This is a genomic window from Lentihominibacter faecis (genome assembly GCF_014306095.1).
In the GTDB taxonomy this organism is placed as follows: domain Bacteria; phylum Bacillota; class Clostridia; order Peptostreptococcales; family Anaerovoracaceae; genus Lentihominibacter; species Lentihominibacter faecis.
Genome location: NZ_JACRWC010000048.1, coordinates 1 through 16,588 on the forward strand (window position 1 = coordinate 1; position 16,588 = coordinate 16,588).

Genomic DNA, 16,588 nt, shown 5'->3' on the forward strand with positions numbered 1-16,588 from the left:
GACAAACAGAACGCCGACGCCTTTTTCCTTCTGCTCATTGAGCAGATCATAGATTTTATACGACGCTCCGATATCAAGTCCTCTTACAGCATATGCCGTGATGAGAACTTTTGGAGCGGAATCGATTTCTCTTCCCAGAAGCACCTTCTGGACATTACCACCGGAAAGCTTCTTGACCGGCGTATATATATCAGGAGTTTGAATATCAAGATCTTTTACGATTTTATTCGCTTTTTTTATGCACGGTCCCCGGCGCAGAACGATCCCCGGCTGATTCTGGTAATCCTTCAGGATCAGATTATGTACAATGTCCATGCTGCCGACAAGTCCCATGCCCAGACGGTCTTCCGGAATGAATCCCATCCGGATCCCCAGGCGGATGATATCACGGGGAGTTTTTCCCACCAGGTTATCTCCTTCGAAGAAGATCCTTCCTTTTTCCGCCTTTGCAAGCCCTGCGATGACTTCACACAGTTCTTTCTGTCCACTGTTGGCAACTCCGGCCACGCCGACGATTTCATGAGAATTCAGCTGGAAGCTGACATTGGCCAGCGCTTCCTTGCCTTCTCCGTCAAGGACTGTCACCTCGTCCAGATCCAGGAGCGGAGTCTTTTCTGCGATTTTTTTCTTATCGATGGAAAGATCCACCTTTTTGCCTACCATCATTTCGATAAGACTGGCAACGTTGACTTCGCCTGTATTTACCGTTCCGATGGATTCTCCCTTTCTAAGGACTGTCACTCGATCCGAAATCTCCATCACTTCATTGAGTTTATGAGTGATGATCACAACAGAGCATCCCTGCTCTTTCATATTGCGGATAACGCGGAACAGCTTCTTGATTTCCTGCGGAGTCAGAACTGCGGTAGGCTCGTCCATGATCAGGATCTTCGCGCCACGATACAGCACCTTTATGATCTCCAGCGTCTGCTTTTCTCCAACGGACATATCATATACCTTCTTGTCAGGGTCGATATCCAGTCCGTACTGATCTGAAAGTTTTTTAACTTCCTGCGAAAGCAGCTTTCCTTTTACAAAAAATCCAGACGGCTGCCCGATAATAATATTTTCCTTTGCTGTCATCACATCCACCAGCTTAAAATGCTGATGGATCATGCCGATCCCCAGACGGATAGAATCCTTCGGGGATGCAAAATGCACCTCCTGTCCATCTATTTTGATGGAACCCGTATCCGGAGTATAGATCCCTGACAGCATATTCATCAGAGTCGATTTTCCTGCTCCGTTTTCACCCAGCAACGCATGGACTTCTCCTTTGCGAACGGAAAGATTGACATTGTTGTTCGCTTTAAGAGAGCCGAATACTTTGCTGATATTTTCCATTTCTATTGCAAGATTCTGCTGCACTATTCTCCTCCATAAACAGCACAAGGGGGACCTGTTCGGTTCCCCTTTATGCTAAACATATTCAACTATATGATCTGCGGATTTTATTTGGATGTTGCTGTTACACCAGCTACTTCCTTGTTGATCTTCCAGATTTCTTCGTTGGTCAGTTCCTGTCCTTCCTTGCACAGTACGCTGCCATCGTTGTACTTGATTTCTCCGGAGAATACTTTGAATTCTCCTGCAATCATCTTATCTTTGATCTTGTTGATCTTGTCGATCTGTTTTTCCGGAACTGCATTGCCGAAATCGTCGATCTGGATCATTCCGCTCTTCATGGAGCCGTAAGTGCTGAACGGTTTGTCGCCTGTCGGCTTGAAGCTTCCATCCAGGATCGCCTTGAATGTCGGTGTGAAGTATGCGGACATATCCCAGTAAGGTGCTGTGATATAATAGTCACCCGCTACATTGTTGTTGTAGTTCCAGCCAGTTGTATAAACGCCCGCTTCTTTTGCTGCCAGCTGAGTTGCTGTGGAGTCTGCATGGTAAGTCAGAACGTCGCATCCTGCGCTGATCAGCTGTTCTGCAGCCGCCTTTTCGATTTCAGCATCCCCCCAGGTGTTGATGTAAACGACCTTTACTTCAACATCAGGATTTACTGCCTGCGCACCCAGTGTGAATGCATCGATACCGATCTGAACTTCTGTGTAAGGGTGAGCTGCAACGTATCCCAGCTTATTGCTCTTCGTTACAGAAGCTGCAGCCATACCGCTCAGGTATCTTGCTTCTTCCATGGATCCAAAGAAGTTTTCCATGTTTGTTTCATTCTGGTAAGGGCCAGAGAAGTGCAGGAATGTTACATCGTCATAATCCCCGGAGTTTGCCAGTTCATTTAACGCATCTCCATATCCGTAGGAGCAGCCTACGATGATGGTGCAGCCCTGGTCGATCAGGTTCGTTGCTGCATCTTTAGACGCCTGCGTATCGCTGTCGCTTACGTTTTCCTTTTTGATCAGTTCCACGCCGTTTTCTTTCGCAGCCTTTTCCAGACCTTCGTTCATGCACTGCGTGAATCCGCCGTCGTTGATCGATCCGATAAAGATACAGCCAACTTTTACTTTGTCCCCGCTGTCTTTATCGCTGCCGCCGCATGCAGTAAAGGCAAATGCCATTACCAGTGCGAGCACCACTACAAGTACCTTTTTCATGATATTCTTCCTCCGTATTCCTTTGTGTAATAGAATATACTCCTATTATACTGTTTATTGTGCGTCAATCCAATAAAAAAATTTATCGCCGGATGAATTTTTAGGATAATAAAAGCGTAAAGTTCGTGCATATACGAACTTTACGCTTGGTTGTTTGTTTATTATCCGTATTTTGAGGGTGCGTTTTTTACGATCTATACAAATGTGATCGTTCCATCTTCGATCTTGTCTATGACAGCCAGAGATTCCACCCTGTAGCCTTCTTCCCGCAGCTTCGCGCTGCCGCCCTGAAAGCTTTTGTCTATGACTGCACCGATTCCGACCACGCTGCCTCCTGCCTGTTTTACCAGCTGAGTCAGTGCATGTGAAGCTTCTCCATGTGCCATAAAGTCATCAATGATCAGGATCTTGTCCTCAGGCCCCAGAAATTTTTCTGAAACGCGAAACATGGATACGGTACCCTTGGTGAAGGATCTTGCTTCCGCTTCATAAAAGCCCTCTGTCATAGTGCTTGGAACAGCTTTCTTCGCATAAACGACAGGCGGATATCCAAAATGTCCGGCCGCCATACACGCCACTGCGATCCCGCTGGCTTCCACTGTCAGTATCTTATTGATCTCACAGTCAGCAAACCGGCGATGAAATTCCTTCCCGACCCGATCCAGAAAAGCAACATCAAGCTTATGATTCAGAAAATTGTCTACTTTGACGATCTGTGTTCCGATCGCTACACCTTCTGTCAGTATCTTTTCCTTCAGTTCTTTCATGGTTACTTCTCATCCTTAAACAGATCTTCCAGTCCCTCGAAAGAAATCTCGTCTTCTGCCTGTGCTTCCTGTACAGGTGCGGTTTCCAGAGTGTTCAGATCCGGAAGATCGATATCGATATCGTCAAAGCTGATTTCTTCTGCAGCCTGCGGCGCCGGTGCTGCTTCCTGCGGAGCATAAGCATCCGGAGCTGTCAGTTCTTCCAGAGTCACGCTGGTTGCGCCTCCGTCCGCCGGGATATCATATGTACCTGCGGGATCTTCCGCCGGTAACTCAGTAACCGTATCCGCTGCAACCGGTGCTTCCGGGATCTCCACTGCTGCCGGTATTTCTGCAACCGGTTCTACTGAAACAGGCACGGGATCAATCGTATGATCCACCTGGATCTCTTCAGCCGGGAAATCAACTGCTCCAGCATGATCGATGATATCCCAGTTCACGGAATCTTCTTCCGGAAGTTTGCTCTTCAGGCTGTCCAGCTTGCCGGCAGTCCGAAGGATATTGGTCTTGATCTCGTTGAACTCTTCTTCCATAGCATTGATCTGCTGATGGTATTTATTCTTCAGCGCAGAAAGTTTTTCTTTTTCTGCTTCCAGTTCTGCTTTCATCGCAGCCTTTTCTGCTTCGACCGCCTGTCTTGCCGCATTCAGCTCATCGCTCATCGCCTGCTTTTCAGCATCGATCCCTGCACGCATCTGCTCGATCTCTTCTTCCTGTTTGGAAACTTCTTCACGCCCTTCTGATAAAATATTTTCTACTTCATCTTTAGCCTGGTTGATGATCTCATTGCTGCTCTTCTTCGCTTCCATGATCAGGCTGACATACAGATCGTTGTTATCATCGTATTTCTGGTATTTATCCTTTAATGCAACGATTTCTCCTTCATATGCATCTTCTAATTCCTCTATATTTTTTTCATAAAGATCACAAAGCTGCTGCATACATTCATATACATCATCCTTGTCGAACCCTTCACCAGAAGCCTTCTTAATATTCATGCCTTTAAGAAGTCCGATCACAGTCTCTCTTCTTTTTTCTGTTAATGCATTTTTATCCATTGTCAAACCTCTTTTTTCTCCTCAATATAAAAAGTCTTCAACATTATATATTGCTTATTATACCATCTATCATTTGTTTTGTCTCCCTAAATCTGTAATTTTTCACTTTTTTCCTTACTTTTCGGTTGACTTGATGCCGGTTTTCGGTCTATCATAGAAATTAGTTCTTAAGAAAGAAACCACTTTTTGATGTTACATCTGTAAAGTTGGGAGGTTAGATATGAAAACGATAGAACTCAAGGCGGGGCAACAGATCGCACAGTTTACGACAAAGTCTGTGACCTTCGACGGAAAGGAATTTTTCTACAGCAGAATGTCGAATCTGACACACGATCCAGCCACCCAAAAATATTATTTTACATACGACGGAGAATCAAAAATTCTTCCTTATGAAGCTAAGGATGCACAAATCCTGACTGCGATCTTCAGTCAGGTGTTGAAGCTTCAGGCTGCAAAGGCGGCACAGGCACACGCTGCAAAGGTGCCGGCACAGACAGCACAGCAGACTCCGCAGGCTCCGGTTCAGCCGCCAGCTTCGGAAATTCCAGCTGCAAAAGCTCCCGAGGCTCCGGTTCAGGATCAGGCTCAGCAGGAGGAGATCCCTGTCACACCTCAAATACCGCATGCCGTTGATGTGCGGGCTGCAGCTGAAATGGCACAACCAGCTCCGGAACCAGCAGGACAGGCTCCGGCAGCAGAGCAGGCTTCGGCAGCTGAACAGGCTTCGGCAGAAGAGCCGATCGTGTTCACCGATAAGAAAGCCGCCAAACAGGCAGAAAAAGAGCGAAAAAAAGCAGAGAAGGCTGCGAAACGTGCAGAAAAAGAACGGCTGAAAGCGGAAAAAGCTGCTAAAAAAGCAGGTAAAGTCGCAGAACCGGAAACTCCTGCAGAAAGTGGCTCTCAATCACAGGAGACTGGTGCACAGACTTCAGAGCTCACCGGCACACCGGCCGAATCGGCAGCCGAACCAAAAGAGCTTACTGACGAAGAAAAAACAGCTAAAAAAACAAAGCTGAAGAAATCTCTTCTGATCTTCGCCGCAGTGCTGGTCATTGTTGCAGCATTATCTGTAGCGGCGTATTTCATCTTCGGCACCAGCAACAACCCATCGTCCAACAATCCTGGCTCAAAAGAGTCTCAGCAGTACGACGATATCGATGAACTGATCAACGATCTGCAGTAGATTTGTCAAAACAAAATGCAAAGGGGCTGTCGCATTAACGATTTAAGATCGTTAGGGCGGCGCCCCTTTTTGTTGTGAAATAAGACTGTGAAATAACCCGCGGAGCGGGCTTTGCAGAAAAAAGCCCTGCGATCCCCCTACTGGTCCGGATGACAGTTGCCACATGGGGAATACCCGGCTTTTTCTGCTGCATCTATCGTCGTAAAATACACGCGATTTTCTTCGTTTGGCAAGCCGCTGCAGCTCGGCAGGTGATATTTTTTCGAATTGATATTGCCTATATAGGAAGCATCTTCATAATCCTTTACATGAGTCCGATCGGACTTCTTTCCTTCGCAATTGAATGTGATCTGCATCCCGTCATCCACAGCGATGATCGTCCCCTGCTCGTCTGTGCGAAAAACTTCCGCTCCCAGGTCTCGAAAACGACTGAGCGCTTCTTCGTGGGGATGACCGTACATATTGCCCTTGCCGCAGGAAATGACCACGTATTCTGGGTTTGCTTCCCGCAGAAAGTAGTAGCTGTTGGATGTGCTGCTTCCGTGATGTCCCGCCTGCAGCAGATCCGCTTCCAGATCCTCTCCCATTGCGATCATTTTCTTTTCCGGTGAGCTTCCCGCATCGCCCGTGAAAAGCATGCTGGTTTCTCCGTGCTTCACCTTCAGGCAGATGGAATTGTCATTAGTGTCATTGTATTTCTCATAAGGTCCGAGAAACTGGATCTCGCATTCTCCAAACGCAGCTGTATCTCCCGGGGTCGGAGCCTTCGTCTGAATTCCCAGCTGATCTATAGACTGCTTAAGACTCCCCGCAATGCCGCTGTCGTAGCCGTCCAGCATATATACCGTATCCGCCCCGAACTGCTGCAGCACGTTACGCCCCGATCCGATATGATCCTCATGCGGATGAGTGAAGATCACATATTTCAAATGGTCGATGCCCAGGTTTTTGATATATCCCAGGATAAACTCCGCGTCATCCCGATTTCCCGCATCGATGAGCACCGCTTCTCCCTGCGATACCAGCAGCGTGGAATCCGCCTGTCCCACATCTAAAAAATATGCCGTCAGATCCTCTTCCGACTGCAAAGACGCCTGATCGCTCTGTCCGCCTCCCAACGAGCAGCCATAGAAAAAGACCGCTGCAGTCAGCATTATCGCAAGGAACAGGATCCCTCGCCAGCAGCTGCTCCGGCCGGACTGTTTCTGTGTATTCTGTTTCATCATCTTCTCCCAATCTCCTTCGTTCCTGTATTCTGCTTTCGTTTCTTCGCTACATTTTAATGGAAATGTACGTCCCGCCCTCCGTCTCGATATGTATAATCTCCAGATTGTGGATCGTGCGAAGCGTTCCCGCGCATTCCCGCACCAGAAAGAGCAGAGCTTCTCTACTGCAAAAAGCACTGTAAGGCTCCGGCACGCTTTTTTGCAGATTGGCGAACACGGAATCCGGTATTTTTCTTATGACCATCCCTGCCGCCGACACGGGCACAGGCAGGGAAAGATTCATGGTTTTTGTCCTGATTCTGATTTTCATACTACCGTTCTGCTCCTTCGCATCATTGTTCGTCCACGTATACCCGCACGTGTGTGCCGCCCGCTGTTTCCACCGTCACAAAATCACCTGCTACCTCTTCATCAAGGCAGGCTGCTACGGCCTCCATCAGCTCCTTCAGGTCGATTTCCTGCAAAGCATCCTGCGGCAGCGGCAGTTTTCCGGATGCCTTGAGGATCTTCCGGGCCGCCCTCACCGGAAACCGGATCCGGATCTTGTCGCCCTTTTCACTGTCTATATCTACATGGAAAATGCATTTATCGTATGGAATCTGTTTTTTGACTACGCGTTTTTCTGTCATACTTCTTCCCTTTCCCTACTATCTTTAAAACAGGCATGTCAACACTATATCCTCCGCGCAGACAGATGTCAAACGGTTTCTAAAAAATCTCCGCAGAAAATGAAAGTTGTGTATTGACGGAACTTTTCTAACATAGTAAAATATCATCATGCGGTTAATCAGTATATTGATTTGAGCATGCCACTGTAGCTCATCTGGCAGAGCAGCACATTCGTAACGTGCAGGTGGCCGGTTCGATCCCGGCCAGTGGCTCCAGAAGCAGTTTGCCTGATATAAACCGGTAAACTGCTTTTTCTTTCAAAAGGAATATATGGTATAGGATCCGGGGCATTGGCGCAGCTGGGAGCGCGCATGACTGGCAGTCATGAGGTCAGGGGTTCGATCCCCCTATGCTCCACCATCAACAGGGAAAAGCCCTCTGAAATCACAATGTTTCAGAGGGCTTTCGTTTTACATAATGTAATAGAATAAGCAGATGGAGGTGGTAAAACAATTATGAGCATTGATCGAGAACTGGAAATGATATTATACAGCACACCAGAATCGGATGTGACTGTGAGTGCGATTATCGAAGAGGATACATTATGGCTTAGCCAGAACGCTATGGCTGAACTTTTCGATTCCTCAAAACAAACTATCAGCTATCACCTGTCCAATGTTTTTTCCGAGCATGAACTCGAAAAAGATTCAGTTGTCAAAGAATTTTTGACAACTGCAACTGATGGCAAAAATTACAGAACATTACACTATAATCTCGACGCCATTATTTCAGTCGGATACCGGGTAAATTCAAAAAAAGCAACCGCCTTCAGAAAATGGGCAACCTCCGTTTTGAACGAATACATCCGAAAAGGATTCGTGATGGATGACGACAGATTAAAGCAGGGAACAGCTCTGTTCGGCAAAGACTATTTCAAAGAACTGCTGGAAAGGGTTCGCTCCATCAGGGCCAGCGAACGCCGTATCTGGCAACAGATCACAGATATCTTCGCCGAGTGCAGCATTGATTACGATAAAAATTCTGATGTTACTCAGAAATTCTACGCTACCATTCAAAATAAATTTCATTTTGCCATTACCGGAAAAACCGCAGCTGAGATCGTCTATTCCAGTGCGGATCATACGAAAGATAATATGGGTCTGACCACCTGGAAGAATGCTCCGGAAGGTCGCATATTAAAACAGGACGCGAAAGTGGCGAAAAATTATTTATCTGAAACCGAAATACGCAGACTGGAACGCGCTGTTACAGGCTACTTTGATTACATCGAGGATCTGATTGAACGAGAAAACACCTTCACAATGGCAGAGTTTGCCTCTAGCGTGAATGAGTTTCTGGAGTTTAGAAAATATGATATATTAAAGGATAACGGGAAAATTTCAAGGAAGCAGGCAGAATCAAAGGCTTCATCAGAATACGATATTTTCAATCGAACCCAATTTATCGAATCCGATTTTGACAAACAGATTCAAAAACTAAAGAGCACAAAATAACAAAAACAGGAGATCTGGCCATCACGAATCAAATCTCCTGTTTCTTTATTCATTACTCCTTTTGTTTCTTTTTATCTATTTTGCAGAGCTTCTGCGAATCCCCAGCACCAGCGTTCCTGCGCAAGCTGAGATCATCAGCAGCAGGATCGCCATGCCGATCGGAGTCTGGTCACCGGTTCTGGTATGACTTCCGCCATTGCCACCGTTATCTCCTGTCGAATCCCCGCCGGACGGATTCTTCGACGCCTGCTTATTGAGGAAGGTCATCGGCTCATCGCCTGATGCATCACTGGTCACCTTCAATGTGCCGTCCTTCTGATCCGTTACAGAAACATGGACGCTGTAGCTTCTCGTATCGTAAACCGTATCGGCATCTCTGCCACCGGCCGGAATCACTTCCCGGATCACATAATCATGTTCCCCCGGAGCATCATAGGTAAGCTTACCGAAATCTACCGCAGATGCCGTTCCTGCCGAAGCAGCCTTCGTTGTACCCTTTGCAATCACCACAGCCTCATCGCCCACGATCTCCAGCAGTTCAAACTGGAATTCGCCATCTTTCAGATCACGACCCTTGAGGATCTTATTCACGGAGAACAGCGTATCCGCACTCACATCCGTGCTGGTGATACCGTAAATATTAGTAAACTGGAATGCCGCATCCTCCGGAACACCCGTCACATGGAACGACTTTTTCTTGCTGTCGTACGTCACAGTTATGGAAACAGTCTTTGTTGCTTCACGGTCGTTTACCACGCCGTCAACATTACCCTTTTCTGTGATTTTGTATTCAAATGTCCGCGTCCGGTTTCCCTGGTCATCCGGCGCAATGCCTTCAAAATCCGAAGCCTGCAGCGTGATATGACCGAAGGCGATTTCCCCTGTCTTATCATTCTTTGCCGAAGTCATCGTCTTTCCATTCAGAGTCGGCATCGGAGCAGTTCCATCCGCATCGGCTGTCGTTTCCTTACCGGTCAGCGCAAAGTCATACTTCCCTTCGATATCCTCGATGGTCATCGCCGCTTTGCCTTCCAGTTTCAGGGATTTGATTCCCTTGATCGGCACGAAAACCGTCTTCGTGTCGTAATCGTTGACAAAGTCCAGCTTATTCTTATCGTCCGGGTAGGTCACCGCTGCGGTCAGCGTTCCGTCTCCGTTATCGGTTACGGTCACCGTTACTGCAAAGCTTCCCTCCTCCGGAGATACTCCTGCCGGAAGGTTTTCCGTTACTTCGGACACCTCATACTGATAGGTATACTCATTGCCTTCCTTCACCGCCAGATCGTTCTCTACATCCTGCTTCATCTGGGCGGTCGTGTATTTGATTTCTGCAAAGTCCACTGCACCCGGCTTTCCGGCTTCTGCCGCAGCGTTCTTTCCGGTAGAAAGCACAGTTTTCTGCTCTTTCGGATCCTTTGCATTAGTTACCTGGAAGGTGAATTCATCCTTCTTCATGTCACGACCGTTCAAGGTCTTGGAGGCTTTGATCTTTGCAGAGTCCTTGCCACCCAGATCGCCGGAGGCGCTGTAGCTGTTGATGAACGGGATGGCTGCGATCGTCTTGCCATCCTGATCATCACTGCGGACTTCCGTCTTGCTAACTTCCCGATTGTGGGTCACATCTTTCACCGTAGTCGTCGCTTTCATAGCACCTGCTCCCGGATCTTCCAGTGCGATCTCGACACGATATTCCGTCGTATCGTAGGTATATCCAGCGGCATCGTCTTTAGTCTCCGTCACCTTATAGCAGAAGGTCTTGCCTGCATCATCCTGTGTAAACCTGACCTTTTCTCCGTCAAGGATATCGATGACGCATTTCTGTCCATCCGAAGCGGCCTTAGACTGATACGTCTTCTTCGTCTGATCCTGACCGAATCCGATCCTTGCAGCGGCTTCTTCTTTCGCCACCTTCGTATCGTCGGATCCGCTTTCGAGAGCTTCTACTGTGAACTCAAACTGATCGTCTGTCATATCGTGCCCGTTCAGAGTCTTTTCGATCACGATACCCGCTTCATTACTGTACTCGATGGACGAGCTGTAGATATTGTAGAAATCCAGGTTGGTAATGGAGTTTTCCGCCACTTCTGCAGTCAGATGTCCCTGTCCGTCATCTGTAACGTAGACAGGGATGCGGTGATCGCTGCCGTCATATTGGATGCCTCTGATCTCATCGCTACGCGGAATGGTTTCCGTGATATAAAATTCATATGGCTTGCCGTCGGAGTCCTTTATGAAGTTCAGCTTTCCGAAATCCAGCGTTACAGTCCGGTTATTTCCAGCGTCTTTTTCGTCGACGGTCACGGTCTTGAAGATCGCCCTGTCGTCTTTTATTGTGTATGACTTCTTCGGAACTGCATCCAGGAGTGCTTCATTGTCTTTCTTTGACCAGAGCGTAAAGGTAAACGCGTCGCCCTCCTGCCACTTCCGGCCGGTCAGAGTCTTCGACCCTTTTAATTCCATGGAACCCGTCGCACGATAGACATTGGTCCATGCGATGCTGTCCGCAGGCTTGTCTCCAGCCGACAGCGTCTGATCAATAACGAGTTTTCCGTTTTTCGGATCATTAGCGCTGGACGTCAAAGTCAGGGCATAAGTCGTATCATCGTAGGTGACTCCCTTCGTGTCCTCTCCGGAAGCCAGCTGTTTTTCTTTCAGCGTATACTTGTACGATACTCCCGCCTGATCAAAGTTCACCGTTCCAAAATCGATATCAGCCGAATTTCCAGAATCCGGTGTGATGGTCACTTCTTTGACTTCTTTTCCGTCTTTGTCAACAGGATATGGAGTCTTATCATCCTTCGGCGTTACCGTAAAGGTATAACGGTCGCCCTTCTGGAAGCTGCGTCCGGTGATGTTCTTGGTTCCTGTGATCGCATAGCTTCCGGATTCCTCGTACCTGTTGACGAATTTCGCCAGATCCGTGGAATCGTTCCTGCTGTTCGTGTAGGAAACAGTTGCCGCCAGTCTGCCGGTCTTATCGCCATTAGCGTCCTTATCCGTTACCTGTACTGTGACGGCGCCCACATTGGTATCATACGTCACACCGTTAAGCTTGTTGTTCTTCGCACCATCCGGGAGGGTTTCCTTCACGTTGAAGGTATACGTTCCCACGTGGTTGAACGTCAGTTCCGGGAACTCAAAATGCTGTTCATGGCCGTTCGCTGCTGCAGGCGCGGCCATCGTTAACGTGCCATCTGCCGTTGCACCCTGGACGCTTCCATCCTTCATGGCATCTTTCGTCGTGCCGTCGGCGCCTTCCAGTGTAAAGCGGAATTCACCGTCTGTCATGTCGCGTCCGTTGAGAGTCTTGCTGCCTTGGATGGCTACCTTTGCAGGTTCAGCAGTGTAGCTGTTCTTGAACCACGGGCGATATACTCCCTGCTCTGCCTGATACAGATCTTCTGAACCAGGCTCTATTTCCTGGGTGCATGCAGCGTCTCTGTAATATTTGATCTCCGTGTTTACAACTGCTCCGCTGCCGCCTTCTGCAGTCACCGCAACCTGGATGTAATAGACATTGCGATCGTATGTTGTCCCATTAAGCGTTCCATTCTCGGCACCATCCGGGATCACTTCCGACACTTTATAAACGAATGTCTTTCCCTGATCGCCCGTATCAAACGTCGTGTTCGGGAAGTCTACTCTACCGCCCGGCGTGGATGGAGCGATGGACTTTCCATCCGCTGTATTCTCCGGCATCGGCGCACCGGCTGTCACTGCTTCCAGCTGGAACTGGAACTGATTGTCTGTAAGCTGATCAGAACCTGTCGCATTACTGTAGGTCTTATGCACGATAAAGCTGATACCTTTTTCCCGGCTGTTATATGTATTTTGGAATACCGCTTTCTCTGCCTGCGGTTTTTCCTGCAGAGCTTCGCCGTTATCATCGATGGCTTTTTTCATCGTCATAGCAGCTGTAAGCTTGCCTTTCTCGTCATCTGTTACCGTGATCACGACTTCGTAGATCGCAGAGGAATAAGTGATACCACCCTGGCTGCCTCGGATCTCCTTGACCGTGTAAGCATATGTTCCCGTTTTTGTAAAGATCATCCCGTCAAAAACAGCATCGCTCACAGATCCATTCTGGCCATCGTTCCTCTTTTCGACCTTCTTGATCAGATACCAGTCACTATCCACCGTATCCTGCGTGGCTCCCGGCATGGTATCCTTGATATTCCCACCGGTACTTTCGATACCGGTCAGTCTGATATCAAAGGTTTCGTCTTTGAATCCCGGAAGAGTCCAGCCGTTGAACTGTTTTTCCACAGGGATGCTGGCCGACGCCGCCTCTGGATGATATGTATTTTCATACGCTACCGTGCTCTTCTGCTTGCTGCCATCTTCAGCAGGTTCCGGGATCTTCCCCTTGGAACGCTTAGAATCTGCTTGCGCTCCACCGTCCACGGAACTCTTTACATCCCAGAAAGTCTCATTTCCCAGATCCTCGGTAACTTGATATTCAGTGCCTGCCGGGAGATCCTCGATAACAGCAGTCTGACCGTCTTTCAACTGCAACGTCGCATTGCCCTGATCGTTTACGACCAGTTCTTTTTCTGTACTGTCCGTTGTGCCAGGACCTTTCACGACATATTGGAACGTACCGGAAACCGGAGACGTTGTTTCCCTGCCATCGTCATCCTTCGTCGTTTTCCGGAGGTTCACATTGAACTCGAACTCCTTATCAAATCTGGTATCACTACTGTCGTTTTTCACGGTCTTGGAGATTTCCAGATCTCCAACAGTTTCATCCTCCATCAGAACCATAGTCCGAAGCACAAACAGATGTAAGAGTTCCTTGTCTCCGAGTTCTGTTCTCTGGGAATACGGATTACCGGTCTTGGGCTCATCACACTGTTTCAGACTGAGAGACGGCCAGCCCGTATCTGTCATAAAAAAGTCCGCATGATCCTGGATCTCGTCCGTTTTACCGGTACTAGGATCATATACCTGATATCGAGACTTTCCGTTCGTCCCGTCTGCCGCCAGATACTTCAGATGAAGCGGTTGATCGTGTTTCAGCTGACTACCATTATTCCAGAATCCTTCCTCGTTAGGTTCCTTGCTGGAAACTCTCAGATTGACCTGCACATTTGTCAGGGTATTGTCTATATCATCATTTACAGCGAACTGCTCCATACTCTTAAGCAGAGTTCCGTATCCGCCGCGACCAACGTAAATACCATCGTTCTCTGCTCCCGCATCAGCGAAAACACCATAGTCGTTGACGACCACCTTGATAAGATCGTCTCTGACCTTATATCCGCTTGGAGCACTGATCTCCTTGAGGTAGTATGTTCCGTTCTCCAGCTTGCTGAAACACGCCGTTCCAGAATCATCACCTCTGTACGGATCGTTGAGGGTTTCAGTAGTCCTGGTTGCCACAGGCTCAGCATTTCCTTTTAGAACCGGATCTCCCGGCAGAATGTGGCTGCCTAACGTCGTCTGATCCTCCCGATACAGGGCGAACGTCACACCGTTCAGCGCACCTTCCTGATCCTTAAGATCGACCTTGCCCTTCTTGAATTTCTTCACATAAAGATCATTGGTAACATCCGTTACCGTCAACTTGACCGCATACTGATATTCAAACCGCTTTGCATTATGCTTTGATGCTATCATGCCTATACCATCATTCAGACGCACGGTATTCTTCACAGTAGCATCCTCCACACTTCCTGTGGTATAGTAAAATCCCAGTGAGTATCTGGCATTCTCCTGCAGCTCCGTTAAAACATCTGCTGGTGGCTTGCCTTCATTCTCGTTTACGATGGTGTTCACATACGTGGTTATATCACCCGGCAGTTCGTCCAGCGTAGTTTCATAAGCAGCCATAGAGTTGAGTTTAAATTCATATTTATTCCCCGTCAGAGCCGAAGCCAAACCCTTGTCAGGATTGGCCTTCCACCCGGTAAGCACGGATCCGCTGATGGATGACCAGTTGTTCATATCCCTTATATTCTTCAGGTTGTTTCGCTTATGTATAACAGCGAAAATCGATCCTTTTGTCAGCTGTCCCTCGTCATTTATCTCGATCTTATTCCCATTTATATCGTACAGATCCGCAGGCGCTGTTACCATGATACGGGCATTGGCCTGGATCCCTGTATCCCAGAGGTTTTCTGTAGTGATCACTCCTGTTTTTGGATCGTATTTCAACCAGACATCCTTCGCACTGCGATAGCCCGCCGGTGCTTCGGTTTCTTCCAGTATGAAGTACGGACCGACGTCTTTCTTGTACAGTTCTTCAAAGTTGATGGTCGCCCCGTCATCCGCCTTTAATTTCAGGCTGCCTCCTGCATCGGTCACGCCCTTGCACAGCCGGCCGCCTTTTTTCGTATATTCACCATCTTTTTTCTCTGCTTCGTATAATGCAAAGGTCGCTCCGGACAGAGTGTTCTCGTTCTGATCCACCTTGTATGCTTCATTGTCCGGCATCAGTTTCAGGTTGAACTTGAGGGACATGTTGGAAGCATAGCTGCCTCGTTCCAGATAGAAGAACTTCAGTGTATGATAAGTACCGCCTGCATAGGTGTTGCCCTTCCACTGTGTTTCTCCTGTTTTCCCTGCCGCTTCATACTTCGATTTCAGCGTGCCGTCCGATTTGCCGTTGATGCTGACAGCTCCGGTACTGAAATTGATCTTCAGGCTGGCTGCATCGTGGATCCCGCCCAGATCACCGACTAAAACATCATCGATGAAAACCCAGACGTCATCGTCTCCGCTGAATTCATAGGTAATATCCTGATTACGCGTTGTCTTGCCGCCTTCCGGATGCAAAAAATGAGTCGACATGGAAGCGCCAAACCAGTGGTTTACATTATTGCTATCTGCGGTGACACCCGGTTTTGCGCTGAGAGCACCTTCGGATTCTGTAAACACGTCAGACCCGCTGTTGAACGGGAAAAACTGTCCCAGCGTGCCACGATAGGATACTCCTGCTTTATCATACAATTTTACCCCATTGGAAGCGCTGTCATAGGATGCAAAGTTTTTTGTGCTGTCATAATAATAATACCCTTCATCATCCACCTGCATCAGTCCGCCCACATTGGTATATGCTTTTTTACCTTCGACTTTCGCCAGGCCGTCTGTGGTGCTGTCATTTTCATTAAAAAGATAGTCCAGAGGAGATGTAATATTCCCTGATTTCACCAGATCCGGATATCCGTTGCTGTTCAGCGTTTTTTCTACCATACCGGAATATGGATTGTTGCTTTTTGTCCATTTATTAAACTTTTTATCATTTCCCTCTCCCTTGGAAAATTTCAAGTCACGGTTTTTATTGATCCCGCTGTTCAAGTTTGGGTTCGGACTGAAGTCCACCGAATCCTGCTCATCCACCCAGTAATCGAACAGAGAAATCACCGTGCCCTGCGGATTTTTTCCGACCACTGTGTGGTCATCCACCACAGCAAATACGCTGGCGGTCCCCATGATAAACATAACTACAACAGCGACTGCAATCAGGGATTTTGCAATCGTTTTCCCATTTCTATGCAACATCAGTTACTTGTCCTCCTGGCTCTGAGAGCCTCACACATTTTTTCGTCCTGAAAATCTGTCAGCAGCGCTTTACCCCCCCCGATAGATTTTTCATACAAGACGTATTTTATCACAGTATCCCTCCTCGCTACAATTGCGTCTCCCTATATTTTATGATATAATTGAGTGCACTC

The 16,588-nt window shown here is 47.9% G+C and carries 10 protein-coding genes and 2 tRNA genes; 4 read left to right on the forward strand and 8 right to left on the reverse strand.

Going from position 1 to position 16,588, the window contains the following annotated elements; all coding sequences use genetic code 11:
• The 4 genes from H8876_RS03330 to H8876_RS03345 all read right to left on the reverse strand — a co-directional run.
• On the reverse strand, positions 1-1,368 hold a 1,368-nt coding region (locus H8876_RS03330; protein ID WP_249286519.1), incomplete at its 3' end, for an ABC transporter ATP-binding protein.
• A gap of 83 nt (positions 1,369-1,451) precedes the next feature.
• Positions 1,452-2,555 (reverse strand): BMP family ABC transporter substrate-binding protein, encoded by a 1,104-nt coding sequence (locus tag H8876_RS03335; RefSeq protein WP_249286520.1) that lies wholly within the window; start codon positions 2,553-2,555, stop codon positions 1,452-1,454.
• Between the two features lie 194 nt (positions 2,556-2,749).
• Complete coding sequence (locus H8876_RS03340; protein WP_249286521.1) at positions 2,750-3,322, reverse strand: xanthine phosphoribosyltransferase; 573 nt, start codon at positions 3,320-3,322, stop codon at positions 2,750-2,752.
• Between the two features lie 2 nt (positions 3,323-3,324).
• Positions 3,325-4,380 carry a coiled-coil domain-containing protein gene (locus H8876_RS03345; protein ID WP_249286522.1) on the reverse strand — a complete coding sequence of 352 codons (1,056 nt, stop codon included), beginning with the start codon at positions 4,378-4,380 and terminating at the stop codon, positions 3,325-3,327.
• A 220-nt stretch (positions 4,381-4,600) separates the two neighbouring features.
• Between H8876_RS03345 and H8876_RS03350 the strand changes: the two genes are divergently transcribed.
• Positions 4,601-5,563, forward strand: coding sequence for a hypothetical protein (locus H8876_RS03350; protein WP_249286523.1), 963 nt, complete (start codon positions 4,601-4,603; stop codon positions 5,561-5,563).
• Positions 5,564-5,700: 137 nt separating this feature from the next.
• Here the strand turns inward: H8876_RS03350 and H8876_RS03355 are convergent, their stop codons facing one another.
• Genes H8876_RS03355 through H8876_RS03365 form a run of 3 tightly spaced genes read right to left on the reverse strand, consistent with a single transcriptional unit; the run spans position 5,701 to position 7,418 of the window.
• On the reverse strand, positions 5,701-6,789 hold the full coding sequence (locus H8876_RS03355; RefSeq protein ID WP_249286524.1) for an MBL fold metallo-hydrolase: 1,089 nt from the start codon (positions 6,787-6,789) through the stop codon (positions 5,701-5,703).
• Positions 6,790-6,835: 46 nt separating this feature from the next.
• On the reverse strand, positions 6,836-7,099 hold the full coding sequence (locus H8876_RS03360; protein ID WP_249286525.1) for a hypothetical protein: 264 nt from the start codon (positions 7,097-7,099) through the stop codon (positions 6,836-6,838).
• Between the two features lie 22 nt (positions 7,100-7,121).
• A complete protein-coding gene (locus H8876_RS03365) occupies positions 7,122-7,418 on the reverse strand; it encodes a hypothetical protein (RefSeq protein ID WP_249286526.1) in 297 nt (98 codons plus the stop codon).
• A 179-nt stretch (positions 7,419-7,597) separates the two neighbouring features.
• Here H8876_RS03365 and H8876_RS03370 point away from each other — a divergent pair.
• The 3 genes from H8876_RS03370 (at position 7,598) to H8876_RS03380 (ending at position 8,912) form a co-directional block, all read left to right on the forward strand.
• A tRNA-Thr gene (locus H8876_RS03370) sits at positions 7,598-7,673 on the forward strand.
• 69 nt (positions 7,674-7,742) lie between these two features.
• Positions 7,743-7,818 (forward strand) — tRNA-Ala (locus H8876_RS03375).
• Between the two features lie 95 nt (positions 7,819-7,913).
• A complete protein-coding gene (locus H8876_RS03380; RefSeq protein ID WP_249286527.1) occupies positions 7,914-8,912 on the forward strand; it encodes a virulence RhuM family protein in 999 nt (332 codons plus the stop codon).
• Positions 8,913-8,987: 75 nt separating this feature from the next.
• Here H8876_RS03380 and H8876_RS03385 read toward each other — a convergent pair whose 3' ends face one another.
• Complete coding sequence (locus tag H8876_RS03385) at positions 8,988-16,415, reverse strand: Spy0128 family protein (protein ID WP_249286528.1); 7,428 nt, start codon at positions 16,413-16,415, stop codon at positions 8,988-8,990.
• Positions 16,416-16,588 lie beyond the last annotated feature (173 nt).